Here is a 24664-nt window from a genome sequence, read left to right as displayed (position 1 = left end):
TTTTCGGTGGTCCTAGGTTTCGCGGCCCAGGAGGGCCAGGAGTTTCGTCTGGGCGTCGGCGTTCGGTGGGGGCTCTACCGGGGCCGCGAAGAGGCCGCTCTTCTCCAGGTCCGCCGCGTACGGGGCGACCTCCCGTACGGAGAAGTCGACCAGCGGCTTGGGGAGCCGTTCGTCGGCGCCGATGGCTCGGGACAGGTCCCACGCGTGGACCGTCGCGTCGGCGGTCATCTGGGCGCAGTACTCCGTGGCGGGGCTCGCGCCGTAGGAGAGGTCGACGGTGCGTTCCAGGGCGCCCGGCTCCTGGAAGGCCGTACGGGCGACCGCGGCGGCCGCGTCCCAGGTGGCGATGGGGTCCTCGCCGAGCTGGTCGCCGGACAGGACGTCGGTCTCGCCGCCCGCGCTCGCGCCCTCGCGGAGCAGGGCCGGGACCCACATCTGCTCGACCGCCAAGTGGTTCACCAGGTCCCGCACGGTCCACTCGGCGCAGGGCGTGGGGGCGTCCCACTGGTCGGGCCGTACGGCGTGCACCCGCTCGGTGAACAGGTCCAGCGCCTCACCGTGTCTGGCCAGCAGCGGATTCTCCGCCGCCGGGTTCGCGGAGGTGTCAGTCATGCGCGCCGGGTACCCGCGCCCCGTGGCGTTAAAAAACGCGCAGAGGCGCCGGGCACGGGCCCCTGATCTCCCGTGCCCGGCGCCGCCCTCACTCCCTGCGGGCCGCTCGGCCACGCGTCGGGTCCCCTGGCCGGGGGGCCTCAAACCTGGCGACGAAATCTTCCTCAGGAATCCGGACCCGACCCGTCCGCCCCGTGTCGATGCCGTGGCGACGGGTACGCGGGAGGGACGAAACACCCGGACCGCCGGGAGGGAGTACATGCGACTCGGATTTCTGAATCCGCTGTTCGAACGCCCAGGCCCCTGGGCAACCGTTTACGTCGACACCTCGCACCCCGACCAGTCCTCGGCCGAGGAGCACGAGCGCCACGCCCGTGAGGCGTGCCGCCGCCTGGAGCAGCAGGGCGCCGACGCGCGCACCTGCCGTGCGGTGTACGACGAGCTGGCCACGGTGACACCGGCGACCGAGCCGGTGGGCCGGGCCGTCTTCGCCTCGCGCGGCGAGGTGGTGCTCGACCCGTCGCTGACGGCGCCGCCGCAGGGCGCGCCCCAGGCGTGCTGGTCGGCGCTGCCGCACGTGGGGCCGCTGGTGGAGCTGGCGGGGGACGATCCGTCCTGCCTGGTGGCGTACATCGACCGCACGGGCGCGGACTTCGAGCTGCGCGGCGCGCGCGGCGACCGGGCCGTGGGGCGGGTGACCGGGCGGCAGTGGCCGGTGCACCGCACCGCGACGGCCGACTGGTCGGAGCGCCATTTCCAGCTGCGGACGGAGAACACCTGGGAGCACAACGCGGGGCTGATCGCGGACGAGCTGCGGGCCCGCCAGGAGGAGACGCAGGCCGATCTGGTGCTGCTGGTCGGGGACGCGCGCGAGCGGCGCGCCGTGCACGACCGGCTGCCGGAGGAGCTGCGCGGCAGGGCCGCGGAGACCGCGCACGGCGGCCGGGCCGCCGGTTCGGCCTCGCCCGGTACGCACGCCGCCCGGCTGCTGGACCGCGACGTGGACGAGGTACGCGCTCGGCACGTGCACGACCACACCGGGGAGGTGCTGGAACGGTTCCGGGCGGGCCGCGTGCCCGCAGAGGGCCGTGTGACGGCGGCGGAGGGCGTTCCGGCGCTGGTCGACGCGGCGCGCGAGCACCGCATCGGCACGCTGCTGATCCGGCCGGACGGCACCGACCTGTACCGCGACGTATGGGCGGGGGCCGAGCCGGACCAGGTGGCGATGCGCCGTACCGACCTCCAGTACCTGGGCGACGCCCGGCCCGCCGCGGTGCGCGCCGACGACGCCCTGATCCGCTCGGCCGCGGCCACCGGCGCCGAGGTGCTGACGGTGCCGCCCGGCGGGGCGGAGGACACGAACGGGGCCCCGGTCGGGGGACTGGGCGCACTGCTGCGCTGGCCGTACGAGGGCGGCGCGCCGCAGTGAACACTCGGGGACATGACCATCCCACGAGCCATACGGACCCATGAAGGAAGGGGACCGACATGCAGCGAGGCAGCAACCGGCTGAGCGTTCACCGGGACGATGAGATGAAGCAGGAGCTTCAGGGCCTGATCCGTTCCGGACACCCGACCCGGGTCGAGGAGTGGCACGACCCGGAGCCCGCCGCCGACGACGACCCGGAGGTGACGACCGGTCCGGTGCCCGCGCCCGGGGCGACCGGCGAGGCGGAGGCGCTCCGCTTCGAGTTCGCCCGCCATCTGGGCCGTACGACGTTCCCGGCGGAACGGAGCGCCGTGCTGCGCGTGCTGCACGAGCGGCACGCCCCGGACCGGCTGATCGCCCTGGCCCAGGAGCTGCCCGCCCACGAAACGTTCCACACCGTGCAGGAGGTGGTCTCCGCGCTCGGCCTGCGCCCCGAGGCGTAGCCGCCCCGAGGCGTGGCGGCTCCCTGCACCCCGACACATCCGAAGAAGGCGAACGGCATGCCTCAGTACGTGAAAGACGTCATGACGCCGACGGTCACCTCGGTGCGTCCCGATGCCTCGCTGGTGGAAGCGGCGCAGCTGATGCGCGCGCAAGACATCGGCGGCGTTCTCGTGGCGCTCGACGGTGAGTTGCTGGGCGTCCTCACCGACCGCGACATCACACTGCGCGCGGTCGCGGACGGCGTCGATCCGCTGGCGGTCAGTTGCCATCTGGTGTGCACCCCGAACCCGGTGACCATCGGCCCCGACGAGGAGATCGCCGAGGCGGCCGCGCTGATGCGCAGGCATGAGGTGCGGCGGCTGCCGGTGGTCCGGTCGGGGCGCCCGGTGGGTGTGGTGAGCATGGGGGATCTGGAACAGGGACGGGCGCCCACCTGAGCGGTGGGTCCGAACGCCAAGAGGGCGGCGGGGAACGGGAGTTGCCGTACCCCGCCGCCCTTTCTCGCGTCCATCGACCGCCCACATGGCGAGACGATCCTTCTCGTCATACGAGACGCGGCGTACGGTGGTGATCGTTCCCGCCCGCGGTCGACTCGACGCTCGATGAGGAGTTCCGTCATGCCGAACGACGCCGTCTACACCCACGGACACCACGAGTCGGTGCTGCGCTCGCACACCTGGCGCACGGCCGCCAACTCCGCGGCCTATCTGATCGGCCATCTCGAGCCGCACATGCGGATCCTGGACATCGGCTGCGGCCCCGGCACCATCACCGCCGACCTGGCCGAACTGGTCCCCCAGGGCGAGGTCGTCGGCGTCGACACGGAGCCCGCCATCCTGGAGCGGGCGCGGTCGGCCGCCGACGGGCGCGGGCTGACGAACACCCGCTTCGCGGTCGCCGACGTCCACGAACTGGACTTCCCCGACGACTCCTTCTGCGTCGTCCACGCCCACCAGGTGCTCCAGCACGTCGGCGACCCGGTGCGGGCGCTGCGCGAGATGCGGCGGGTGTGCAAACCGGGCGGCATCGTCGCGGCCCGCGACAGCGACTACGCCACCATGACCTGGCACCCGCACGTCCCCGGGCTGGACGCCTGGCTGGACCTGTACCGCCGGGTCGCGCGCGCCAACGGCGGCGAGCCGGACGCGGGGCGCCGGCTGCGGTCCTGGGCCCTGGAGGCGGGCTTCCCCGCCTCCGCCGTCACCGCGAGCGCCGGGGCGTGGTGCTACGCCACCCCCGAGGAGCGGGCGTGGTGGAGCGGACTGTGGGCGGACCGCACGGTGGCGTCCTCGTACGCCCGGCGCGCGGTGGAGGGCGGCCATGCCACGGAGGCGGAGCTGCGGGAGATCGCGGACGCCTGGCGCGAGTGGGGCAGCCGGGACGACGGCTGGTTCGCCGTCCTGCACGGTGAGGTGCTGTGCCGCGTCTGACGTGCGGTTGAGGTTCAACTAGGCTCGCCCGCATGGACATCATGGGGACTTCACTGCGGGTCTGCGTCGACGATCTGGACTCCGCCATCAGCGTCTACGAACGGCTCACCGGCGCCGAGGCATCCCGCTTCCAGCGGGGCGGCGTCTCGGTCGCGGCGGTCGGCTGCTTCTTTCTGATGAGCGGCCCGGAGTCGGAGATGGAGATCCTCCGCAAGATCACGGCGACGATCGCGGTGAAGGACGTGGACGAGGCGATCGCCGATCTCACGGCGGTCGGCGCGCAGATCGTCGCGGGCCCGATCCCCGCCCCCACCGGCCGCATGCTGGTGGCCCGCCACCCGGACGGGTCGATCTTCGAGTACGTGGACCGCAACCCCGGCGCCTGACGCCGCCCCCCGGCCGGTCGGCGGGGGCCGCCTCCCCCGGCACCCTCGCCGACCGCGGTTACGCGGGCCCCAGCATGTCGCTGGTCATGGCCCAGCGGTCGTGGTCGCGCCACGCCCCCTCGATGTAGAGGAAGTCCGGCGAGAAGCCCTCCAGCCGGAAGCCATGCCGTTTGACGAGCGCGGTCGACGCCTCGTTGCCGGGCTGGATGTTGACCTCGATCCGGTGCAGCCCGAGCGGGCCGAAGGCCTGCCGCAACACCAGCCCGAGCCCCTCGGACATATAGCCGTGCCCGGCGGCGGGCGGGAAGGCGCCGTAGCCGATCGCGCCGCACTGGAACGCGCCGCGCACGATGTTGTTGATGTTGATGAATCCGGCGAGCGCGCCGGTCTCCCGTACGCAGACCAGGAAGCCGCGCCGGTCCTCCCGCTCCAGCTGGGCGATGAAGCCCTCGTACGCCTCGTCGGTCGTGGGAAGCGTCAGCCAGGGGTGGTGGAAGGAGACGCTCTGCCGCGCGAGCCGGACGAATTCGGCGCCGTCCTCCCGCCGATGGGGCCGGATGGCCGCGCGGGTTCCCTCGGCGAGATACGCGTGTTCGGGCATTGGTCAATGATGGTACGGAGGCCCCGCCTCCGCCACCGGCTTTGATGGCGGCAGGACGGCAGCGGACCCTTCTGGTCACATTCATGAACGCCAAACGCTCAGGACCCTCTTGACTTTTCGGACCCGATGAGCGCCTGAAGGCCAGGTCAGCGCCGCGGAATTAGTGCTTCACGGGCCATTGACCGAGTGCATACAGAACCGTATGGTCCTGCGCACCACCCGTTGGCTGTTCACAGGGATGAACGTATCGCCAGGAGAGCACCATGGCACAGCAGGGACCCCCCGGCCAGGACGAGGCGCCCGCCCCGGAGCTGGTCGACCGGGCGGTGAGCAAGTTCTTGCGGCGCGTCATGCCGATGCTGGTGTTGATGCTGGTCGTCAATCAGATGGACCGCACCAACGTCGGGTTCGTCCAGGACGACCTCAGGGCCGACATCGGAGTCGGCGCCGCCGCGTACGGCCTGGGCGCGGGACTGTTCTTCATCAGCTACGCCATCTTCGAAGTGCCGAGCAACATGCTCATGGAGCGCTTCGGCGCCCGCGTCTGGCTGACCCGCATCATGATCAGCTGGGGAGCGGTCACGCTCGCCATGTGCTTCATGCACGGCGCCACCTCCTTCTACGCCCTGCGCTTCCTGCTCGGCATCGCGGAGGCGGGGTTCTTCCCGGGCGTCATGTACTACCTCACCACCTGGCTGCCCGACTCCTATCGGGGCAGGGCCAGCGCCATCTTCCTCGGCGGCTCCGCGACCGCGTACATCGTCACCGGCCCGATCAGCGGCGCGCTCCTCGAAATGCACGGCCTCGGCGGCTTCGCCGGGTGGCGCTGGATGTTCGCCATGGAAGGCGCCATCTCGATCGTGGTGGGCCTCGTCGCCGCGTTCTTCCTCGTCTCCCGGATCAGCGACGCCCGTTGGCTCACCACCGAGGAGCGGACGGCCCTGACCGCGGCGGTCGCACACGACCGGGAGACCCGCAGCCGCGAGCCCAAGGTGTCCCGGCTGCGCCTGGTGCTCCACCCGCAGGTCGCGCTGCTCACCCTCGTCTTCTTCGCCATGGCGCTGACCGGCTACGCCATCACCTTCTGGCTGCCGAGCCTGGTCGACGACATCGGCGGGCTGTCGCCCTTCCAGGTCGGCCTGCTCTCGGCCATCCCGTGGATCTGCGCCGTGATCACCATGTACACCATGAGCCGCTACACCGACCGCATGCCGGACCGGCGCCCGTACCTCGCGATCGTGCTGGTGCTGTCGGCCGTCGGCACGTTCCTCGCCACGCTCGGCTCCCCGTGGTTCGGGCTCGTGGCCATCACCCTGGCCGCCGTCGGCAGCAAGTGCGGCGCCAACCTCTTCTGGCCGCTGGCCCAGTCCAGCCTCGACCTCAAGGTCACGGCCTCCGGGCTCGCCGTGATCAACTCCCTCGGCAACCTGGGCGGCTTCGTCGCCCCGACGCTCTTCGGCTACCTGGAGGAGAGCACGGGCAGCACCAACGGCGGGCTCTACGCGCTCTCCGCCGCCTCCCTCGTCGCGGTCATCGGGGTCTACCTGCTGCGCCGCCCGGGCGCAGGGACCGGCACCGGGGCGGGCACCAAGGCCCCCGCCCCGGTGCCCGCACCGTCCGCGCACTGACGCATCGTCCCCGGCCGGGGCTTATCCGTCCCGGCCGGGGTCGCGCAGCGCCATGGCCGCCGCGTAACCCGAATCCACCGGTACGTCGATCAGCGCCCACGGCCCCACCGGCACCGGCTCCCGGCCGGTGCCGACGTAGTCCCGCGCCGGGTCCTGGGACAGCCCGGTGCCGATGCCCTTCAGATACGCCTCCTTGCGCGTCCAGCAGCGGCCGAAGGCCGCGGGCCGGTCCGCCTCCGGCAGCGCGTCCAGCTCGGCGCGCTCCCTGGGGTGCAGGCTCTGGGCGACCTGGGCCACCGTGGAGGCGGACTGGAGCTTCTCCACATCGGCCCCGACCGGAGTCCCGGCGAAGGCGAAGAGCACCAGGTCACCGGCGTGCGACATATTGAAGTGGAGCGGGGCGCCGACCACCGCGGGGCGGCCGTGCGGGCCGCCGCAGCCGGGGCAGTCCTCCCGGGTGAACGGCACGGCGGCCGGGTCCACGCCCAGATAGCCGCCGAGCAGCTGCCGCAGCCCGATATGGGCCGCCGTGTACCGCTCCCGGTCCTCGGCGCGCAGGAACCTCCCGGCCCGCTCCTGCTCCTCGGCGTCGAGGATCTTGCCGGGCGCGGCGGCGTCCAGGGCGGCGGTGAAGGCCGAGACGCTGAGCAGCCAGGTCTCGGGCTCGCCGCCCTGCGGCCACCCACCGGCCAGGGCGGTGGGTGGCGGCTCACGGCCGACGAGGCGCGGGGCCCGTGGGGGTGTCAACTGGCTCCTCCAGTACCAATGATGGCGAAACAGTTCGCATATCGGGTTTCAGGGCTGCTCACGCTACCGCTGCCCGAAGACAGTCGGCAGTGCGCCCCGGACAATCCTCGCCGACGAGCGGCTGAACGGGGCGCCCTCATGTGCGCAGCTCCAGGGCGGGCAGCCCCGCCTCGGGCAGGCCGAAGGTCCGGGCGTACAGGGACAGTTCGGCCTCCAGGGCGCGGACCATGGTCTCGGCGCGGCGGAAGCCGTGTCCCTCGCCCTCGAAGGTGAGGTACGCGTGCGGCACCCCGCGCCCCGCCATGGCCGCCATGAACCGCTCGCACTGCGCGGGCGGGCAGATCGTGTCGTCCAGCCCCTGGAGCAGCAGGAACGGCGCGGCGATCCGGTCGGCCCGGTGCAACGGCGAACGCTCCCGGTAGCGGTCCGGGACCTCGGCCACCGGGCCGATCAGCGACTCCGCGTACCGCGATTCGAAGTCATGGGTCTCGCCGGTGGCCCAGGCGGCGGGGTCGAGGATCGGATAGATCACCGTGCCGCACGCGTACAGCCGGGTGGCGGTGAGCGACACGGCCGCCGTCCAGCCGCCCGCGCTGCCGCCGCGGATCGCCAGCCGGGCCCGGTCGGCGACGCCCTCGTCGGCGAGGGCCCCGGCGACGGCGGCGCAGTCCTCGACATCGGCCACGCCCCACCGCTCGCGCAGCCGGTCACGGTAGGCGCGGCCGTAGCCGGTGGACCCGCCGTAGTTGACCTCCACGACGCCGATGCCGCGCGAGGTGAAGTACGCGATCTCCAGGTCGAGCACGAGCGGGGCCCGCCCGGTGGGCCCGCCGTGCGCCCACACCACGTAGGGCGGCAGCTCGCCGGGCGGGGCGGTGTGGTGGGGGTTGTGGGGCGGGTAGAGGTGGGCGTGGATCTCGCGGCCGTCCGCCCCGGTGAAGGTGCGGACCTGTGGCTGGGGGTAGTACGCGGGGTCGACGGGGTCGGTGTGGGCGTTGCCGATGACGCGGGCGCGGCCGGTACGGGTGTCCAGCTCCACGACCTCGTGCCCGCTGTGCGGGCTCGCGGCGACGCCGACGATCCGGGTGCCGTCCACCGAGAGCGTCGGCTCCCACTCGGTCCACGGCCCGGCGACGTCGGCCAGCTCACCGGTCTGGGGGTCGAGGATCCCGAGCGTCTGGGCACCCCGCCCGTGCAGCACCGCGATCAGCCCGCCGTCCAGCGGCGCGAACCACCGGTGCCCGAGCTTCCACAACGGTCCGCCGAACTCCTCCTGGCGGGGGCACAGTTCACGCACCCCGGTATCCGCCCCGGGCGCGGCGGCGCCTGCCATTGGCGCGGCCTCCTCCCCCGGGGGCGCGGACCGGCCCGGTCCCGCGAGCGGGCCGGATCCGGCGGCCGGGGCCGGGCTCGCCATCGCGGGCGCTTCCGCGTTCGGCCCCGCCGCCGCGGGGACGCGCGGCGGCGGCAGGCGGTGCAGGTTCCACCAGCCGGTGCGGTCGGTGGCGGCGAGGAGGGAGCCGTCAGGGGCCCAGTCGACCTGGGCGAGGGACTCCCCCGGTCCGCCCAGCGCCGCACAGGCATCCGTGAACGGACCGTCATCCGCCACCTCGGCGACCATCACCACCGTGCCGTCCCACGGCATCTCAGGGTGGTTCCAGGCGATCCACGCCGCCCGGCGGCCGTCGGGCGAGAGCCGGGGCGCGGTGACGAAGTCGTGGCGGGCGTCGGTCAGTTCGCGCACCGCCGTGCGGTCCTCGGCGGCCGAGCCGTCCAGCGGTACGGCGGCGATCACGCGCCGTACGTCGGTGGGCCGCTCCCCCGTGAACTCCTCCAGGACGCACCACACTTCGCCGCGGTCCACATGAAGCCGCACATCCGCCCAGCGCAGCCCCTCGCCCACCGCGGACACCGGGGTCAGCGGGCGCGGCGGGGCGCCCGCCGGGGCGTCCGGCTCGTACGCGTACAGCCGCTGGTCGGCGAAGTGGACGAACACCACCAGCGGGCCGCCGGTCGCGCGCGGCACCGCGGCCCAGGGCGTGCCGCCGTAGCCCATGACCTTGCTGCGCACGTTCCACGGCGGGGGCAGTACGGGCTCCTCGGTGCCCGAGGGCCGGCGCCGGATCAGCGCGCGGCGGCCGCCCTCGGCGGGGCGGGGCGCGGTCCACCACACCTCGGGCCCGACCGTGCCCACGTACTCGGGGTGGCCGTCGTGCGAGGCGGCGAGGGCGGCGTCGACCGGGGAGGGCCAGGTCCCGTACGGGGCGGTGGCCGTCACCTGCTGCACCACCGGCTCACGCCCTCTGGAGGAAGTGGTCGAGCACCCGGACGCCGAAGTGCAGGGCGTCGACCGGCACCCGCTCGTCCACGCCGTGGTAGAGCGCCTGGTAGTCGAAGCCCTCGGGCAGCCGCAGCGGCGAGAAGCCGTACCCGCGGATGCCGAGCCGGGAGAACTGCTTGGCGTCGGTGCCGCCCGACATGCAGTACGGAACGGCGTGGCCGCCCGGGTCGAAGCGCTGGACGGCGGCGCGCATCGCCTCGTACGTGGGCGCCTCGGGACCGACCGGGGCCTGGAGCGGGACCTCGCGGTGGTGGAACTCCCAGTCGACGTCGGGGCCGGTGAGCCGGTCGAGGGTGTCCCGGAACTCGTCCTCGCCGCCGGGCAGCATCCGCCCGTCGACATAGGCGGAGGCGCTGCCGGGGATCACATTGACCTTGTAACCGGCCTCCAGGACCGTCGGATTGGCGCTGTTGCGCACGGTCGGCTCGATGAGGGCGGCGGCCGGGCCCAGCTTGGCGAGCAGTTCGTCGACGTCGAAGTCGGGCGCGTCCACGTCGGCCGGGATGCCCTGGAGCGCGGCGATCTCGGTGAGCGCCGCCTTGACGGTGGGGGTCAGCCGGACCGGCCAGCGGTGGTCGCCGATGCGGGCGACGGCGGCGGCCAGCCGGCTGACCGCGTTGGCCCGGTTGACCTTCGAGCCGTGACCGGCCCGGCCGCGCGCGGTGAGCTTCAGCCAGGCCGTGCCCCGCTCCCCCGCCGCGATGGGGTAGAGCCGCAGCCCGGGCCCGGCGTGGAAGGTGAAGGCGCCGGATTCGCTGATGCCCTCGGTGCAGCCCTCGAACAGCTCCGGGTGCCGGTCGGCGAGGTAGCCTGAGCCCCAGGCGGCGCTGTCCTCCTCGTCGGCGGTGAACGCCAGCACGATGTCCCGGCGGGGCCGCACCCCGGCCCGCGCCCAGGCCCGGACGACCGCGAGGACCATCGCGTCCATGTTCTTCATGTCGATGGCGCCCCGGCCCCACACCACCCCGTCGCGCACCTCCCCGGAGAAGGGGTGCACGGTCCAGTCGGCGGGCTCGGCGGGCACCACGTCCAGATGGCCGTGGACGAGCAACGCGGGCGCCGCCCGGTCGGTGCCCTCGATCCGGGCGACCACATTGGTGCGCCCCGGCGACCGCTCCAGCAGCGTGGGGTCGATGTCCACGTCGCTGAGCATCTCCGCCACGTACTCGGCGGCCGGGCGCTCCGAGCACTCCCCTCCGCCGCGGTTGGTGGTGTCGATCGCGATCAGCTCGGAGGTGAACCGCACCACCTCCTCCAGCGCCTGCGCGTCGATCGCCTCCGGACGGACCGTGTCAGCCATATTGCTCCTCCACCGCGGCCGATACGACGGTCGTGACCGCCTTGAAGCAGCGGATCCCCTCGTACATGGTCGGTGAGGTGAAGGCGACGCGCCGCTCACCGCTGCGCTCCACGCCCGGTACGACGCTCGCCGCCCCCACCAGATGCTCGGCGTCGAATTCCAGCTCGATCGTGAACGGCCCGCGGTGCGGGGGTTCGTGGCGCACCGCCAGCCCGGCGGCCTCCCGCGCCGCCTCCCGGATGTCCGCGGCGGTGCGGGCGGGGGTGCGGCACACCGCCGCGTACCGCGAGACGTAGTCCTTGACGGCGACACACCGGGCGTCCGGCGCATAGCCCTTGGCGTCCTCGCAGGTCTTGTCGTCCCCGGTGACGAGCACCACCGGCACCCCGTACTCGGCGACCACCAGCGAGTTCAGCAGGCCCTCGCTCGCCCGGGCGCCGTTCGCCCAGACGCCGGTCACGGAGTTGGGGAGATACGTGTGCGCGAGCACGCCCTCGGTGCCCGCGCCGGTGTGATAACCGATGAACGCCACCCCGTCCACATCGCCGTGCTGTACCCCCTCGACCATGCTCAGCGTCTTGTGCTTCCCGGTGATCATCTGTGCCCGCTGGTCCAGCTTCTCCAGCAGCAGGTTGCGCATGGACCAGTGCGCCTCGTTGATGAGCACCTCGTCCGCACCGCCGTCGAAGAACCCCTGCACCGCCGCGTTCACATCCGAGGTGAACGGGTGCCGGAAGCGCTCCCACTGCGGGGTGCCGGGCAGGACGTCGCCCGGCCAGGTCACCCCGGTGGCGCCCTCCATGTCGGCGCTGATCAGGATCTTCATGGTTCGTTACGTTACGCGCTGTGCGGGGGCCGAACCACCCCTGTGGATAACCGTCCCTCACCCTCCGGCGCCCGTCCCACCACGAACCACCGGGCCGGGAGCTCCACCCGCGAACCGTCGGCCCATTGCTCCGTCTGGGCCAGGGCCGTGGGGCCCTCGGCCAGGATCCGCAGTCCCGCCGCCGCCAGTAGCTCCGGCACTTCGCTGTCCGCCGCGTCGGCGGGCTTGAGGCCGTGGTCGAACACGCGGCGGAGCTTGAGGGGCGGGCCGCCGGGGCTCCCGGCCAGGCGCGCCAGCGTCGTCTTGGACTCCTCCGTCAGCTCCGCGACGAAGCCCCGGCCGCGGCGGCCGACCAGGGTGGCCACCGCCTCGGCGACCGGACGGCGGTCGGGGGCGTCGCTCTGGTGGATGACGGCGCGCATGTAGACGTTGGCGTCGCCGAGGCGCTCGTGGAGCTCCCGCACGGCCGCCGGGTCGGTGAGGCTCAGCTGCCGGAACTCGGCGGTCCGCGCCGTATCGGCGCGCCGCGCGTGCTCGACCGCCGCATGGGACAGGTCGACGCCCAGGGCGCGGCCGAAACGGGCGGCCAGATAGCGGGTCTGGGTTCCGTTTCCGCAGCCCAGGTCCAGGATGGGGAGGGAGAGGTCGGCGTGCGGGGCCAAGCGGTCGACGTCCCGGGCGGCGCTCAGCGACGGGTCGGCGTCCCAGATGGCCTCCCCCGGGGCGTCCGAGGTGGCCCGCCAATAGCTCTCCCACGCTTCCCGGTAACGCTCCGACACACTCATCACCGCTCCCCACGTCCGTTCCCACTGTGCGTCAGGCCGTCGTTCGTCAGGCCGTGCGTCAGGAGTGACGGCGGGCGGGGCCCGTCAGCGCCTGCTCGAACCAGACGGTCTTGCCCTGCCGCGTCCGGCTCGTCCCCCACTCCCTGGCCAGCTCGCTGATCACGCGCAGCCCGCGCCCGCACTCGTCGTCCGGTCCGGCGGTCAGCAGCGCGGGCAGTTCGTGGTCGTCGTCGGAGACCTCGCACAGCAGTGCCTCGGTGCGGACCAGACGCAGCACCACATGGTGGGTGTGGGCGTGCCGCACCGCGTTGGTCACGGCCTCGCTGACGAGCAGTTCGGCGGTCTCCACGGCGTGCGGGAGGCCCCAGCGCAGCAGCCGCTCGCGGACCAGGCGGCGGGCCCGGCCCACCTCACCCGGGTCCAGGGCCAGCCGCCACTGGGCGACGTCGTCGGAGGGGATGCCGTTCAGCCGGGCCATCAGCAGCGCCACGTCGTCCTTGCGGCCGCCGCGCCCGTCTTTCTCCCGGGACGAGGCAGCGAGCGTGCGGATGAGGGTGTCGCACGCGTCGTCCATCGACGCCGCCGGATGGGCGGCGGACTCGCACAGCGCCGCGAGCCCGGCGCCGATGTCCTGGCCGCGCACCTCGACCAGGCCGTCGGTGCACAGGATGAGGCGGTCGCCGGGCGCGACCCGCACCGTGGCCGTCTCGAACGGCACCCCGCCCACGCCGATCGGCGCGCCGGTCGGCAGGTCCAGCAACGCGCTGCGGCCGTCCTGGGCGCGGACCAGCACGGGCGGGATGTGGCCCGCGTTGGCCAGGAGCAGTTCGGAGCGGATCGGGTCGTAGACCGCGTACAGGCAGGTGGCCAGGTAGTGCTCGCCGAGCCGCTGCGCCAGGTCGTCCAGGTTGCGCAGCAGCTGCGCGGGCGGCAGGTCGAGGGCGGCCATGGTCTGGACGGCGGTGCGCAACTGGCCCATCATCGCGGCCGAGTTCAGCCCGTGCCCCATCACGTCGCCGACGACGAGCGCGGTGCGCGAGCCGGACAGCTTGATGGCGTCGAACCAGTCGCCGCCGACCCGGCCGAGCCGGGTGCCGGGCAGATAGCGGGTGGCGGTGTCACAGCCCGCCATACGCGGCGTCACCTGGGGCAGCATGCTGTCCTGGAGGGTCTCGGCCACGTTCTCCTGGTACGTGTACATGCGGGCGTTGTCGAGCACGAGCCCGGCGCGGGCGGCGAGTTCGGCCCCGGTCGTGCGGTCCATGTCGTCGAACGCCTCGCGGCCCGCGCGGCGCAGCAGCACCATGAAGCCGAGCACCACGGTGCGCGCCTTGAGCGGCACGATGAGGATCGACCGGCCGTTGATCAGCGGCCGCAGGTCCCGCTTCTCGAACTGCCCGGCGATCCGGTCGCCCAACTCGTCGCTGATGTACGGGATGAGCACGGGCTCGCCGGTGACCATGCACTGGAAGAACGGGGTGTGCTCGGGGAACGCGATGCTCTCCCCGACCGGCACCGTGTCGTCCCAGCGCCCCGGTTCGTCGTTGTGCTCGACCCAGACGCGGTGCCAGACGGTGGTGACGTCGGGCGGGCCGTCGGGGAAGCCCTCGCCCGCGAGGACCTGGGCGCGCAGATGCGTACCGGCGAAGTCCGCGAAGCGCGGGACGGCGGCGCTGGTCACCTCGCGGATGGTGCGGGCCAGGTCGAGGGAGCTGCCGATGCGGCCGCTGACCTCGTTCAGGAACTCCAGGCGCTCCCGGACGGCGGCGTGTTCGAGGTCTTCGAGTTCTTCGAGGTCTTGGGGGCGGGACGGCGGATCGGCCGGGGTGGCGGGACCAGCCTCGGCGGCCGCGCGGAGCCTCGCCGCGCGGCGGGCCTGACGCTCGCGGTAGCGCGGCATGCCCCAGTCGGGGGTCACCGGGACCCGTTCGTGGTGGCTGATCTCCAGGACGGGGTAGCCGAGTTCGAGGACCTGGGCGACGATCCGGCCGCCGGTGGCCGGGCCCATGTTCGGCAGGATGTCGGGCAGTCGTCCGGCCAGCAGCTCGGCGCCGGGGAACTCGGTGTGCAGCGCGAAACCCGGCGCGAAGCGCTCGTCCGGGGCGCCCCCGGTGAGCCCCGCGGCGTCGGCGGCCAGCACCAGCAGCCGCTCGGGGCCCGGTCCGACGAGGGGGTACGCCCACCACAGGACGTCAGCTTGGGCGGCGTCCTGGGCGGCGTCGGCCGGGAGGGTCATCCGGGCGCGGCCCGCGGTGGGGTAGTACCGCGCACCGCCGAGGGCGTCGTCCGGTGCGGCCGCCTCGTGCGGCAGGTCCGCGCCGCGCAGTGCGCCCGAGACCGGCATCAGATCGACGGCGGGCGCGCCGACGGCCTGCTCGCGGGTGCGTCCGAAGAGCTTGCGGGCGCCGGAACTCCAGTGCGTGACCAGCCCGTCGGCGTCGGCGACGACCACCGCGAGCGGGATCCGGCCGGACACCTCCGTCCGCTGCGCCGGCACCCTGGGTGCCCCTCCCAGCCCGCCGTCACCGCGCGACGTGCCTTGCTCCATAGGCGGAAGACTCCTTCGCACGCACGATCTGCGACACCGTCTTCAACGGTACGGCGGGGGCGAGGCGCAGCGTGGGCCAATACCCGAATAGGTGTCATCTCAGCGCGGGGTCGCGAACCCGCCATCGCGAACCCGTCATCGCGGACATGCCATCGGCGGACATGCCTCCGCCCCGGCCCCCGGCGGAAGGCGGGGGCCGGGGCGGGGCGGCCGGTGGTCAGTCCTCGTGGTCCACCGGTGGTCAGTCCTCGTGGCCCAGGTGCAGATCGCGTTCCGTACGGCCGCCGCCCGCCACCTGGAGCACGGTCGCCACCGGGGGGTAGCCCGCCGCGATCACCGTGTACTCCCCCGCCGACAGGTCGATGAAGCGGAAGGCCCCGTCGGCGGCGGTCGTCGCGGTGTCGACCACGTTCCCCGCCGCGTCCAGCAGCGTGACCCGGGCGTCCTCGACGAGGCGGCCGCCACCGGCGCGTACGACGCCGCGCAGCACCGCGCCACCGGCCAGTTCGATGTCCTGGCGGGTCTCGCGGGCGGCCTGCACGGTGACGGGGAGCGCGGCGGGGCGGAAGGCGGGCGCGCTGGAGGCCAGGGTGTACTCCCCGGCGACCAGCTCGGTCATCACATAGCCCCCTTCACGCCCGCTGCGCGTGGAGGCGACCACCTCGCCGCGTACGTCGGTGAGGGTGACCGTGGCGTCCCGTACGGGCGTGCCGTCCGCCGTGAGCACGGAACCGGCGAGGCGGCCCGCGCCGCCCAGCACCACGTCCAGCTCGACCGGGCGGTCGCCGACCGTGACGCTGACCGCCCGCGGCTGGTGGCCGCCGGCGGCCGCGATCAGGACGTACGACCCGGTGCCGGGCGTGCTCAGCGCGTACCGCCCGTCCTCGCCGGTGGCGCCGCGCCCGATCTGGCGGCCGCCGATGTCGATGAGGGTGAGCGCGGCCCGCGGGACCGAGGTGCCGTCGTGGTGCTGGACGGTGCCGCAGACCGGGATGCCCGCGACGGGCGGCGGCGGGGGCGGGGCGTGCCGGGGCACCGAGCGCGCCGCCGGTACGACGGGGTCCGGCTGCACGCCGGGGTCTGGCTGGACGGCGAAGTCGGTGTGGGACACCAGAGGTTTCTCCTTCAGCAGGAAGGCGAGCAGGAAGCCCAGGACGAGCACCGGCACGAGGTAGAGGAAGATCCGCGGTATGGCGTCGGCGTACGCCGTGACGTAGCCGTCGCGCAGGGCGCGCGGCATCGCGTGCACGATCTGCGGGGTGATGGCGTCGGGGTCGGGCAGCTCCGGTCCGCCGACGGTACGGACGCCCGTGCCGCCGGGGAACTCCTCGGCGAGGCGGTCGGCGAGCCGGTGGGCGAAGAGCGTGCCGAAGATGGCCGCGCCGACGCTGCCGCCGATCTGCCGGAAGTAGTTGTTGGCGCTGGTGGCCGAGCCGAGGTCGTCGGGGGACACCGAGTTCTGCACGGAGAGGATCAGCACCGGCAGGACGAGCCCGATGCCCAGCCCGAGGACGCCCATCCAGAGGCTGTAGTCCTGGCGGGAGGTGTCCTCCTCCAGCCGGGACAGCAGCCACATGCCGCCGATCGAGATGAGGCCGCCGACGATGGGGAAGACCTTGTAGCGGCCGGTGGTGCTGATGAGCTGGCCGGAGGCGATCGAGGCCAGCACCATGCCGCCCATCATGGGCACCATCAGCAGCCCCGACTCGGTGGCGGAGACCCCGTCGACCATCTGGAGGAAGGTCGGCAGATAGCTGGCGGCGCCGAACAGCGCGACGCCGATGACCGCGCCGATGAGCCCGGAGACGCAGAAGACCGAGTCGCGGAACATCCGCATCGGCATGAGCGGTTCGGGGACGACGCACTCGACGACGACGAAGAGGATCGCGGAGCCCGCCGCGCCCAGGGCGAGCCCGAGGATGACGCGCGAGTGCCAGCTGTACTCCGTACCGCCCCAACTCGTGAGCAGGATGGTGCAGGTGGAGAACATGGTGAGGAACAGGGCGCCCAGGAAGTCGAAGCGCGGCCGCCGCAGCGGTTCGGGCACCTTGAGGACGGCCGCCACCACGGCGAGCGTGACCAGGCCGAAGGGGACGTTCACGTAGAAGCACCAGCGCCATGAGGCGCGGTCGGTGAAGAAGCCGCCGATCAGCGGCCCGGCCACCGACGCGAGGCCGAACGCGGCCCCGATGAGCCCCATGTAGCGGCCGCGCTCCCGCGGCGGCACGATGTCGGCGATGATCGCCTGGACGCCGATCATCAGCCCGCCCGCCCCGACGCCCTGCACCGCCCGGAAGGCGATCAGCTCGTCCATCGTGCGCGACCACCCGGCGAGCGCGGAGCCCACGACGAAGACGACGATCGCGAAGATGAAGACGCTCTTGCGGCCGATGAGATCGCCGAGCTTGCCGTACACGGGCAGCACGATGGTGACGGCGAGGAGGTAGGAGGTGACGGTCCAGGACATCTTGTCCAGGCCGTGCAGTTCGCCGACGACCTCGGGGAGGGCGGTGGCGACGATCGTCTGGTCGAGTGCGGCCAGCAGCAGGGCGAGCATCAGCCCGAGGAAGACCGTCCGCACCCGGGCGGGGCTGAGCCCGGCCCCCGGGGGGCCGTCGTCGGTGCGTGGTCCCGCCGTGCCGGTGCCGGTGCCCGTGCCGTCCCCGTCACCGTCGCCGGGTCGGGCTCCGGGGCCGTTGTCGCCGGAGGCGCGGGCGGGTGCGCCTGCCGGCCGATGGCCCTTCGCGAAGGTGGTCTCGGTGATCCCGCCCACGTCTGTCTCCCCTCGTCACGCCTGCGCCGCCGCCCTTTTCTCGCATTACGCAACAACAAGGGGCAAGCGCGACGAATCGACAAAGAGACGGGTTCGGGCGGCTTTACCGCAAGTGAGAGCATGTGCGCCTATGGAGCGCACCGCGGAGAAAACCACCCGAACCGGTGACCGCGACGACGAGACCGAGACCGGGGCGGCCGGACGCCCGGGAGGCTACTGGGCGCTCTGAGCCGGGAGTTCGGCCGCGAGCTTCTCCAGCACGCCGTCGTAGATGCGGGCGAGCCCCTTGGGCGCGAAGGTGCGCTCGAAGAAGCCGCCGATGCCGCCCGCGCCGTTCCACACCGAGGTCACGACGACCCGCGCCTTGCCCTCCCCGGCCGGGGTGACGGTCCAGGTGGTGACCATGGAGGAGTTGCGGTCCTTCTCCACGAGCTGATTGTCGCTCGGCTCGGAGACCTCCAGCAGGCAGTCGCGCACCCGCTTGCTGGTGGCCTGGAGGCGCCAGTGGACGAGGGTGCCCTCGCCGTCGCCGCCCTCACGGACCTCGTACTCGCTGAACTGCTCGGTGAGCAGCCGGGGGCGGACCTCGCGGTAGTCGGCGAGCGCGTCGAACACGTCCTCGGGCTTGCCCGTGACGATGCGCTCCGTGGTGGCCTCGACCTGGCCCATTGCTCTGTCCTCCGATGCTTGCGTTGCGTTCGTGCGCTGCGGCGCCGTTGCCCTGCGCGGGCAAGCCAACCACCTGCGGGTCACCCGCCCAAATTCGGGGTTGACGGAAACGAAGGGAACATGTGTTCTATTAAGGGAACGAGCGAGACTCCGGAGGTGCGGGCCATGCGCTGGGACAACCTGACAGGCGACGGCGAGGCGGCCGCCCCGGCCCTCTTCTCCACGGACGCGGTGGTCAGCCGCACGTTCGACACCCCCGAGTTCCGCGGCATCACCTTTCACGAGATCCGCGCCCGTTCGATCGTGAACCGGGTGCCCGGGGCCTCCCGGATGCCGTTCGAATGGACCGTGAACCCGTACCGCGGCTGCACCCACGCCTGCGTCTACTGCTTCGCGCGCAAGACGCACAGCTACCTCGACCTCGACACCGGGCGCGACTTCGACACCCAGGTCGTGGTCAAGGTCAACGCCCCGGAGCTGCTGCGGCGCGAGCTGGCCGCCCCGCGCTGGCGCGGCGAGCACATCGCCATGGGCACCAACGTGGACTGCTACCAGCGCGCCGAGGGCCGCTATCAGCTCATGCCCGGCATCCTCGGCGCGCTCGTCGAGCGCGCCAACCCCTTCTCCATCCTCACCAAGGGCACCCTGATCCTGCGCGACCTGGAGCTGCTGCGCCGCGCGGCCCGCGTCACCGACGTCGGCGTCTCGGTCTCCGTCGGCTTCACCGACCCCGCGCTGTGGCGCACCGTCGAACCCGGCACCCCCTCCCCCGAGCGGCGCCTCGACGCCGTACGGACCCTGTCCGAGCACGGCGTGCCCTGCGGGGTGCTGATGGCCCCGGTGATCCCGTTCCTCAGCGACTCCCCCGAGCAGCTGCGCGCGACCGTCCGCGCCATCGCCGAGGCCGGGGCGACCTCCGTGACCCCGCTCGTGCTGCACCTGCGCCCCGGCGCCCGCGAATGGTTCACGACCTGGCTCACCCGGCACCACCCACGGCTGCTGAAGCGCTACGACGCCCTGTACGACGGCGGCTCGTACGCACCGAAGTGGTACCAGCGGCGGATCACCGGCATGGTGCACGACCTCGCCGCCGAGTACGGCATCGGCCCGTACGAGCCCGGAGCCCACCGCGCCGTCCCCGACCCCGCTCCCGACCCCGCCGATTCCCCTGGCCCGGCCCAGCTGTCACTGCTGTGACCCTGCCACCGGGGTCCAGGCCGAGCCACCTACGGTGGACGCATATGGACGGGGTGCTGGTAAGGGAGATGACCGAATCCGACATCGACGCCGTGGCGGTGGTACGGGTCCGGGGGTGGCAGAAGGCGTACACGGGACTGATGCCGCAGACGTATCTGGACGGTCTGAGCGTCGAGGAGGACGCCGAGCGGCGGCGGGAGTTCTTCTCCCGCGGGCTCGGCGACGTGGTCAACCTGGTGGCGGAGGACGGCACCGGCGAGGTGGTCGGCTGGTCCTGCTTCGGCCCGTACCGGGACCGCGATGTGCCGCCCGGGGACGCCGAGCTGTACGCCCTCTACGTACACCCCTCACTCCTGGGCACGGGCATCGGCCGCGCCCTCCTCGACGAGACCCGTCGCCGGTCCGCCGAGCGGGGCTTCCCCCATCTGCGGCTGTGGGTGCTGGAGGGTAATACGCGGGCCCGCCGCTTCTACGAGCGGGCGGGCTTCGCGCCGGACGGGGGCGCGGAGACGTACAAGGTGGAGGGGGCGTCAGTGCCGGAGGTGCGCTACGCCCTGCGGCTACCCGGGGTTTGATCCCCCACCCCGCCCCTTCCCGCAGCATCGACATGCGGCCGGAAGGGGCGGGGTGGGTCGGGCCTCGCGCCGCCCCCGTCACCGCACGCCCGCGCGGCCCGTGCCCGCGCGGCCGGAGCGGGGGGTGGGGGGCGGGGTGGCTTCCGGGTCCAGGGAGCCGCCGACGCTGATGCGGGCCAGGGCGGCGGCCGCCGCGGCGCTGAGCCGTATGTGCTCGCCCGCCGCCTTCAGGGCGGGGATGGCGCGTTCGTCGCCGATCGCGCCCAGCCCCTCGACGCAGGCGCGCGCGATGGCCCAGTGCCGGTCGCGGGCGGCCAACTGCCGTTCCAGGGCGGCGACCAGGGCCGGTACGGATTCGGGGGCGCGGAGTTCGACGAGGAGCCGGATGGGGTGCAGGGAGTACGCGGTGCGCAGCGGGTTGGTGGCGAGGGCGGCGGCGGCGCGGGCGGTGCGCGGGTCGCCGAGCCGGGCCAGCACCCGGGCGGCGGTCGCGCAGCGCGCGGGCTCGCGGTAGTTGAGGAGCAGGACGAGCGTTTCGAAGGCCCGCCGGTCGCCCGCGCTGCCCAGCACGAAGGCGGCGGTCTCGCGGGCCCACAGCGGCTGCTCCGGCGCGACGAGGATGCGGGCGAGCTGTTCGCGCGCGGCGGGGGTGCCCTGTCGTACGAGCGCGAGCAGCGAGGCGTGTGCCGCGGTCTCCTGTTGCGATGTGAGCGAGGCCCGTACCCGCTCCGTCAGCGTCCGGAATTCGTCGTCCATGTCGAGGTCTCCCCTCCCCGGTGATCCGCGCCATCGCGCAGGACTCACAGTCGGCTCTGGCGTCTTGGTTACCCGCGAGTTAATATGGCGACACGAGCAGCACCCCTGCTCGGGCGGCCTGGTGACGCAGCCGCCTTGTGTGACGTCGGTTCGGCAGTTTCAGCAGAGTTGCGGCACGGCCCCGGGACAGGGCCCGCCGTGTGTCTCCCACGGGCAGTTTCCTCCGTGCGGCGCTGTCCGCCAGGGAGCGTGCAAGCCCTTCCGTCGGAGTTTTCGTCACGGCCGGAGGAGATTCCGCAGCAGGCGCCGGACGCCCGTCCGGATTGCCTTGATCGCGGTGCCGTTCCTCCGCTCTTCACCGAAGGCTCCCCTCGATCGTCCCAGTCGTCACTTCATCCCCGTCTTCCGGGGAACACCCTCTGGAGTCCGCGATGGACCGTCTCCCACAGACCGGCGTCAGCACCACGTCCTCCCCTGATCTCTCCCCCTCCCGGGCCCCGCTCACTACTGTTGCGGTCGTCGGGCTCGGCACGATGGGCACCGGCATCGCCGAAATCCTGGCCCGTGCGGGGCGTCAGGTGATCGGCATCGACATCAGCGAGAGCGCCTGCCGCCGGGCGGTCACCGCGCTGGAGGTGGCCACCGCGCGGGCGGTGGGCCGCGGGCGGATGACCGAGCGCGAGCGGACGGCCGCGCTCGACCGCTTCCGCATCGCGACGGAGGTGTCCGCCGCGGCGGACGCGGACCTGGTGGTCGAGGTGGTGCCCGAGGACTACGGCATCAAGCGCGAGGTGTTCACCGCGCTGGACGCCGTCGTCCGGCCCGACACCATCCTGGCGACCGGCACCAACGCGCTGTCGGTGACCCGGCTGGCGGCCGAATCCGCCCACCCCGAACGCGTCCTGGGGCTGCACTTCTTCAATCCGGCGCCCGCCATGAAGCTGGTGGAGATCGTCTCCAGCGTGCTGACGGCGCCCGCCGCCGTCGACGCGGTCACCGCGCTCGCCCGCGACCTCGGCAAGGAGCCGGTGGCGCTCGGCGACCGGCCCGGATTCATCGCCGACGGGCTGCTGTTCGGCTACCTCAACCAGGCCGCGGCGATGTACGAGTCGCGGTACGCGGCGCGCGAGGACATCGACGCCGCGATGAAGCTCGGCTGCGGGCTGCCGATGGGCCCGCTGGCCCTGCTGGACCTGATCGGGATCGATACGGCCCGTACCGTCCTGGAGGCCATGTACGCGGCCTCCGGCGACCGGCTGCACGCGCCCGCGCCGATCCTGGGCCAGCTGGCCGAGGCCGGGCTCACCGGCCGTAAGGCGGGCCGCGGCTTCTATACGTACGAGGCGCCCGGCAGCGGCACCGCCGTCCCGGACGGCGCGGACCCGCAGGCCCCGTCCCCGGACCTGGGCCGCCCGGTGCGCACGGTCGGCGTCGCGGGCTCGGGCACGATGGCCAGCGGCATCGCCGAGGTCTTCGCCAAGGCGGGCCACGAGGTGGTGCTGGCGGCCCGTACCCAGGAGAAGGCGGAGACGGCGAAGGCCCGTATCGCCAAGTCGCTGGCCCGGTCGGTGACCAAGGGGCGGATGACGGAGAAGGTGCGGGACCGGGCGCTGGCCCGGATCACCCCGGCCGACTCCCTCGACGCGTTCGCGGACGCGGACCTGGTGGTGGAGGCGGTGGCGGAGGATCTGGCCGTCAAGCAGGAGCTGTTCACCGTGCTCGACAAGGTCTGCAAGCCGGGCGCGGTGCTCGCCACCACCACCTCCTCGCTGCCGGTCATCGCGTGCGCCCGCGCCACGTCGCGCCCGCAGGACGTGATCGGCATGCACTTCTTCAACCCGGCCCCCGCGATGAAGCTGGTCGAGGTGGTGCGCACCGTGCTGACCTCGGACGAGGCGCGGGCCACCGTGCACACCGTGTGCCGGGAGGTCGGCAAGCACCCGGTGGACTGCGGCGACCGCGCCGGGTTCATCGTCAACGCCCTGCTGTTCCCGTACCTGAACAACGCGGTGAAGATGGTCCAGGATCACTACGCGTCACCCGATGACATCGACGCGGCGATGAAGCTCGGCGGCGGCTATCCGATGGGCCCCTTCGAGCTGCTGGACGTGGTCGGGCTGGACGTCTCGCTGGCCATCGAGAAGGTGCTGCACCGCGCCTTCCGCGACCCGGGCCTGGCGCCCGCGCCGCTGCTGGAACACCTCGTCGCGGCGGGCTGCCTGGGCCGCAAGACGGGGCGCGGCTTCCGCGAGTATGCGAAGGCCTGAGCATCCGCTGGGCTGGGGCGGACTGCTGGAACCGTCCTTCGGTCCGCCCCCGCACCAGCACTCACAAGCGTGTTACGTTCCCCACATGTCCCAGCCCGTAAAGGCCACTCGTACGCAGCGTAACCGCTCGAATTCCTCCGACGGCGGGGAGACCGCCGGCAGTCGCCGCGCCGCCGCCCAGCGCTTGACCATGCGCCGCAAACTCGCGGCGGCCGCCATGGAGTTGTTCGCGACGCAGGGGTACGAGGCGACCACGGTCGACGAGATCGCGGCCAGAGCGGGCGTGGCCCGACGCACGTTTTTCCGCCATTTCCGGTCCAAGGAAGAGGCGATCTTCCCGGACCACGACGACACGCTCGTGCGGGCCGCCGCGGTGCTGGACGCGGCACCGGCCCATGAGAACCCGCTGGACACGGTGTGCCGGGGCATCAAGGAAGTCATGCGCATGTACGCGGCCTCCCCGGCGGTCTCCGTCGAGCGCTACCGGCTGACCCGCGAGGTCCCCGCCCTGCGCGAGCGCGAGATCGCCTCGGTGGCCCGCTACGAGCGGCTGTTCACCCGCTACCTCCTGGGCCACTTCGACGAGGGCGCCCACCACGACGGCGACGACGACCCCCTGCTGGCCGAGGTCGCCGCCTCCGCCGTGGTCACGGCCCACAACCACGTACTGCGCCGCTGGCTGCGGGCGCGGGGCGAGGGCGACGTCGAGGCCCAGCTGGACCACGCCTTCGCCATCGTGCGCGAAACCTTCGGCACCGGCATCGGCGCGGGCCGCCCCGCCCCGGGCCGCCCCGCGGTGAGCGTGACCTCGCCGGGCGAGGAGGAGGACGTGGTGGTGATGGTGGCCCGCACGGACGCCCCCCTGGGCGAGGTCATGCGAACGATCGAACGAGCCCTGAAGCGGTAGCTTCGGCGGAGCGGCAAGTCCCCACCCCGCCCCTCCCCACAACCGGGGCGCCGCCCCGGACCCCGGTCCTCAATCGCCGGACGGGCTGTATTGCAGCCCGTCCGGCGATTGAGGACACACGCCCGGAGGCGTGCGGAGCCCTGAGCGGGGCCCAAGAGCGCAGACCCCGTCGAGAGACCGGATGCACCCCTGGCCGGGGCTCAGAGGGCGCAGCCCAGGGCGGGAGCCGGGGGCCGAGCCCCCAGCCGGAGCCCAGAGGCGCAGCCCGGGGCGGGAGCCGGGCCCAGGGCGTAGCCCCGGGACCGGGGGCCGGGGGCCGAGCCCCTGGTGGGGGTCCGGGGGCGTAGCCCCCGGGTTCGGGAAGGGGCGGGGTGGGGAACAAAACCCCGCCACGAGGCGCACCCCACAGCCACCAGAGGCAGCCCCCGGCCGGGAGCCGGAGG

Annotated in this window: 21 protein-coding genes; 10 read left to right on the top strand and 11 right to left on the bottom strand. The window is 73.1% G+C overall.

All coding sequences use genetic code 11. The features are described 5' to 3' along the window. Positions 1–12 precede the first annotated feature (12 nt). Positions 13–612 carry a TIGR03086 family metal-binding protein gene (locus HYQ63_RS33155; RefSeq protein ID WP_179937463.1) on the bottom strand — a complete coding sequence of 200 codons (600 nt, stop codon included), beginning with the start codon at positions 610–612 and terminating at the stop codon, positions 13–15. 259 nt (positions 613–871) lie between these two features. On the opposite strand from HYQ63_RS33155, the gene HYQ63_RS33150 reads away from it, so the two are divergent. The 5 genes from HYQ63_RS33150 (at position 872) to HYQ63_RS33130 (ending at position 4301) form a co-directional block, all read left to right on the top strand. Then, entirely contained in the window at positions 872–2041 is a 1170-nt protein-coding gene (locus HYQ63_RS33150) for a Vms1/Ankzf1 family peptidyl-tRNA hydrolase (RefSeq protein WP_179937462.1), read from the top strand. A gap of 59 nt (positions 2042–2100) precedes the next feature. Then, complete coding sequence (locus tag HYQ63_RS33145; protein ID WP_179937461.1) at positions 2101–2484, top strand: DUF2795 domain-containing protein; 384 nt, start codon at positions 2101–2103, stop codon at positions 2482–2484. A gap of 57 nt (positions 2485–2541) precedes the next feature. After that, complete coding sequence (locus HYQ63_RS33140) at positions 2542–2922, top strand: CBS domain-containing protein (protein ID WP_179937460.1); 381 nt, start codon at positions 2542–2544, stop codon at positions 2920–2922. Between the two features lie 180 nt (positions 2923–3102). Continuing rightward, positions 3103–3915 carry a methyltransferase domain-containing protein gene (locus tag HYQ63_RS33135; RefSeq protein WP_179937459.1) on the top strand — a complete coding sequence of 271 codons (813 nt, stop codon included), beginning with the start codon at positions 3103–3105 and terminating at the stop codon, positions 3913–3915. 32 nt (positions 3916–3947) lie between these two features. Next, complete coding sequence (locus tag HYQ63_RS33130) at positions 3948–4301, top strand: VOC family protein (RefSeq protein WP_123099071.1); 354 nt, start codon at positions 3948–3950, stop codon at positions 4299–4301. Positions 4302–4359: 58 nt separating this feature from the next. Here HYQ63_RS33130 and HYQ63_RS33125 read toward each other — a convergent pair whose 3' ends face one another. Then, positions 4360–4902, bottom strand: coding sequence for a GNAT family N-acetyltransferase (locus tag HYQ63_RS33125; RefSeq protein WP_179937458.1), 543 nt, complete (start codon positions 4900–4902; stop codon positions 4360–4362). Between the two features lie 263 nt (positions 4903–5165). Here HYQ63_RS33125 and HYQ63_RS33120 point away from each other — a divergent pair, with 263 nt between their 5' ends. After that, on the top strand, positions 5166–6530 hold the full coding sequence (locus HYQ63_RS33120; RefSeq protein ID WP_179937457.1) for an MFS transporter: 1365 nt from the start codon (positions 5166–5168) through the stop codon (positions 6528–6530). A gap of 21 nt (positions 6531–6551) precedes the next feature. Here the strand turns inward: HYQ63_RS33120 and HYQ63_RS33115 are convergent, their stop codons facing one another. The 8 genes from HYQ63_RS33115 to HYQ63_RS33080 all read right to left on the bottom strand — a co-directional run bounded on the left by HYQ63_RS33115 (position 6552) and on the right by HYQ63_RS33080 (position 18519). Continuing rightward, entirely contained in the window at positions 6552–7277 is a 726-nt protein-coding gene (locus tag HYQ63_RS33115) for a 4'-phosphopantetheinyl transferase superfamily protein (RefSeq protein WP_179937456.1), read from the bottom strand. 136 nt (positions 7278–7413) lie between these two features. Beyond that, positions 7414–9555: a prolyl oligopeptidase family serine peptidase gene (locus HYQ63_RS33110; RefSeq protein ID WP_179937455.1), complete on the bottom strand. Its 2142-nt coding sequence runs from the start codon at positions 9553–9555 to the stop codon at positions 7414–7416. 16 nt (positions 9556–9571) lie between these two features. Beyond that, positions 9572–10918: a M20/M25/M40 family metallo-hydrolase gene (locus tag HYQ63_RS33105; RefSeq protein WP_179937454.1), complete on the bottom strand. Its 1347-nt coding sequence runs from the start codon at positions 10916–10918 to the stop codon at positions 9572–9574. Beyond that, positions 10911–11744 (bottom strand): M55 family metallopeptidase, encoded by an 834-nt coding sequence (locus HYQ63_RS33100; protein ID WP_179937453.1) that lies wholly within the window; start codon positions 11742–11744, stop codon positions 10911–10913. The genes HYQ63_RS33105 and HYQ63_RS33100 overlap by 8 nt, the downstream gene beginning before the upstream one ends. Before the next feature lie 11 nt (positions 11745–11755). Further along, entirely contained in the window at positions 11756–12529 is a 774-nt protein-coding gene (locus tag HYQ63_RS33095) for a class I SAM-dependent methyltransferase (protein ID WP_179937452.1), read from the bottom strand. A gap of 58 nt (positions 12530–12587) precedes the next feature. Further along, positions 12588–15077, bottom strand: a complete 2490-nt coding sequence (locus HYQ63_RS33090; protein WP_179937451.1) for a SpoIIE family protein phosphatase — start codon at positions 15075–15077, stop codon at positions 12588–12590. Positions 15078–15318: 241 nt separating this feature from the next. After that, positions 15319–17850 (bottom strand): MFS transporter, encoded by a 2532-nt coding sequence (locus HYQ63_RS33085; protein ID WP_179937450.1) that lies wholly within the window; start codon positions 17848–17850, stop codon positions 15319–15321. A gap of 213 nt (positions 17851–18063) precedes the next feature. Then, positions 18064–18519, bottom strand: a complete 456-nt coding sequence (locus HYQ63_RS33080) for an SRPBCC family protein (protein ID WP_179937449.1) — start codon at positions 18517–18519, stop codon at positions 18064–18066. 165 nt (positions 18520–18684) lie between these two features. Between HYQ63_RS33080 and HYQ63_RS33075 the strand changes: the two genes are divergently transcribed. After that, positions 18685–19716 carry an Rv2578c family radical SAM protein gene (locus tag HYQ63_RS33075; RefSeq protein ID WP_179937448.1) on the top strand — a complete coding sequence of 344 codons (1032 nt, stop codon included), beginning with the start codon at positions 18685–18687 and terminating at the stop codon, positions 19714–19716. 68 nt (positions 19717–19784) lie between these two features. After that, positions 19785–20291, top strand: coding sequence for a GNAT family N-acetyltransferase (locus HYQ63_RS33070; RefSeq protein ID WP_257232298.1), 507 nt, complete (start codon positions 19785–19787; stop codon positions 20289–20291). 78 nt (positions 20292–20369) lie between these two features. On the opposite strand, the gene HYQ63_RS33065 is transcribed toward HYQ63_RS33070, so the two are convergent. Then, a complete protein-coding gene (locus HYQ63_RS33065; protein ID WP_179937446.1) occupies positions 20370–21047 on the bottom strand; it encodes a HEAT repeat domain-containing protein in 678 nt (225 codons plus the stop codon). A gap of 431 nt (positions 21048–21478) precedes the next feature. Between HYQ63_RS33065 and HYQ63_RS33060 the strand changes: the two genes are divergently transcribed. Continuing rightward, the gene (locus HYQ63_RS33060; RefSeq protein WP_179937445.1) at positions 21479–23314 is read left to right on the top strand and encodes a 3-hydroxyacyl-CoA dehydrogenase family protein; all 1836 of its coding nucleotides are present in this window, start codon (positions 21479–21481) and stop codon (positions 23312–23314) included. An 85-nt stretch (positions 23315–23399) separates the two neighbouring features. Further along, a complete protein-coding gene (locus tag HYQ63_RS33055) occupies positions 23400–24221 on the top strand; it encodes a TetR family transcriptional regulator (RefSeq protein WP_179937444.1) in 822 nt (273 codons plus the stop codon). The last annotated feature ends 443 nt before the right edge of the window (positions 24222–24664 follow it).

Origin of the sequence: Streptomyces sp. Rer75 (assembly GCF_013414305.1) — a bacterium.
In the GTDB taxonomy this organism is placed as follows: domain Bacteria; phylum Actinomycetota; class Actinomycetes; order Streptomycetales; family Streptomycetaceae; genus Streptomyces; species Streptomyces himastatinicus.
Note: the sequence above shows the minus strand (reverse complement) of the source record. Positions and strands in the feature narration are given on the sequence as shown.

Excerpts from the sequence above, each read along its gene's own strand:
- HYQ63_RS33150 (WP_179937462.1), top strand. The coding sequence starts at position 872 with ATGCGACTCGGATTTCTGAATCCGCTGTTCGAACGCCCAGGCCCCTGG.
- HYQ63_RS33090 (WP_179937451.1), bottom strand. The coding sequence starts at position 15,077 with ATGGAGCAAGGCACGTCGCGCGGTGACGGCGGGCTGGGAGGGGCACCC.
- HYQ63_RS33125 (WP_179937458.1), bottom strand. The coding sequence starts at position 4,902 with ATGCCCGAACACGCGTATCTCGCCGAGGGAACCCGCGCGGCCATCCGG.
- HYQ63_RS33145 (WP_179937461.1), top strand. The coding sequence starts at position 2,101 with ATGCAGCGAGGCAGCAACCGGCTGAGCGTTCACCGGGACGATGAGATG.
- HYQ63_RS33135 (WP_179937459.1), top strand. The coding sequence starts at position 3,103 with ATGCCGAACGACGCCGTCTACACCCACGGACACCACGAGTCGGTGCTG.
- HYQ63_RS33130 (WP_123099071.1), top strand. The coding sequence starts at position 3,948 with ATGGACATCATGGGGACTTCACTGCGGGTCTGCGTCGACGATCTGGAC.
- HYQ63_RS33120 (WP_179937457.1), top strand. The coding sequence starts at position 5,166 with ATGGCACAGCAGGGACCCCCCGGCCAGGACGAGGCGCCCGCCCCGGAG.
- HYQ63_RS33100 (WP_179937453.1), bottom strand. The coding sequence starts at position 11,744 with ATGAAGATCCTGATCAGCGCCGACATGGAGGGCGCCACCGGGGTGACC.
- HYQ63_RS33055 (WP_179937444.1), top strand. The coding sequence starts at position 23,400 with ATGTCCCAGCCCGTAAAGGCCACTCGTACGCAGCGTAACCGCTCGAAT.
- HYQ63_RS33065 (WP_179937446.1), bottom strand. The coding sequence starts at position 21,047 with ATGGACGACGAATTCCGGACGCTGACGGAGCGGGTACGGGCCTCGCTC.
- HYQ63_RS33070 (WP_257232298.1), top strand. The coding sequence starts at position 19,785 with ATGACCGAATCCGACATCGACGCCGTGGCGGTGGTACGGGTCCGGGGG.
- HYQ63_RS33080 (WP_179937449.1), bottom strand. The coding sequence starts at position 18,519 with ATGGGCCAGGTCGAGGCCACCACGGAGCGCATCGTCACGGGCAAGCCC.
- HYQ63_RS33060 (WP_179937445.1), top strand. The coding sequence starts at position 21,479 with ATGGACCGTCTCCCACAGACCGGCGTCAGCACCACGTCCTCCCCTGAT.
- HYQ63_RS33155 (WP_179937463.1), bottom strand. The coding sequence starts at position 612 with ATGACTGACACCTCCGCGAACCCGGCGGCGGAGAATCCGCTGCTGGCC.
- HYQ63_RS33075 (WP_179937448.1), top strand. The coding sequence starts at position 18,685 with ATGCGCTGGGACAACCTGACAGGCGACGGCGAGGCGGCCGCCCCGGCC.
- HYQ63_RS33140 (WP_179937460.1), top strand. The coding sequence starts at position 2,542 with ATGCCTCAGTACGTGAAAGACGTCATGACGCCGACGGTCACCTCGGTG.
- HYQ63_RS33095 (WP_179937452.1), bottom strand. The coding sequence starts at position 12,529 with ATGAGTGTGTCGGAGCGTTACCGGGAAGCGTGGGAGAGCTATTGGCGG.
- HYQ63_RS33105 (WP_179937454.1), bottom strand. The coding sequence starts at position 10,918 with ATGGCTGACACGGTCCGTCCGGAGGCGATCGACGCGCAGGCGCTGGAG.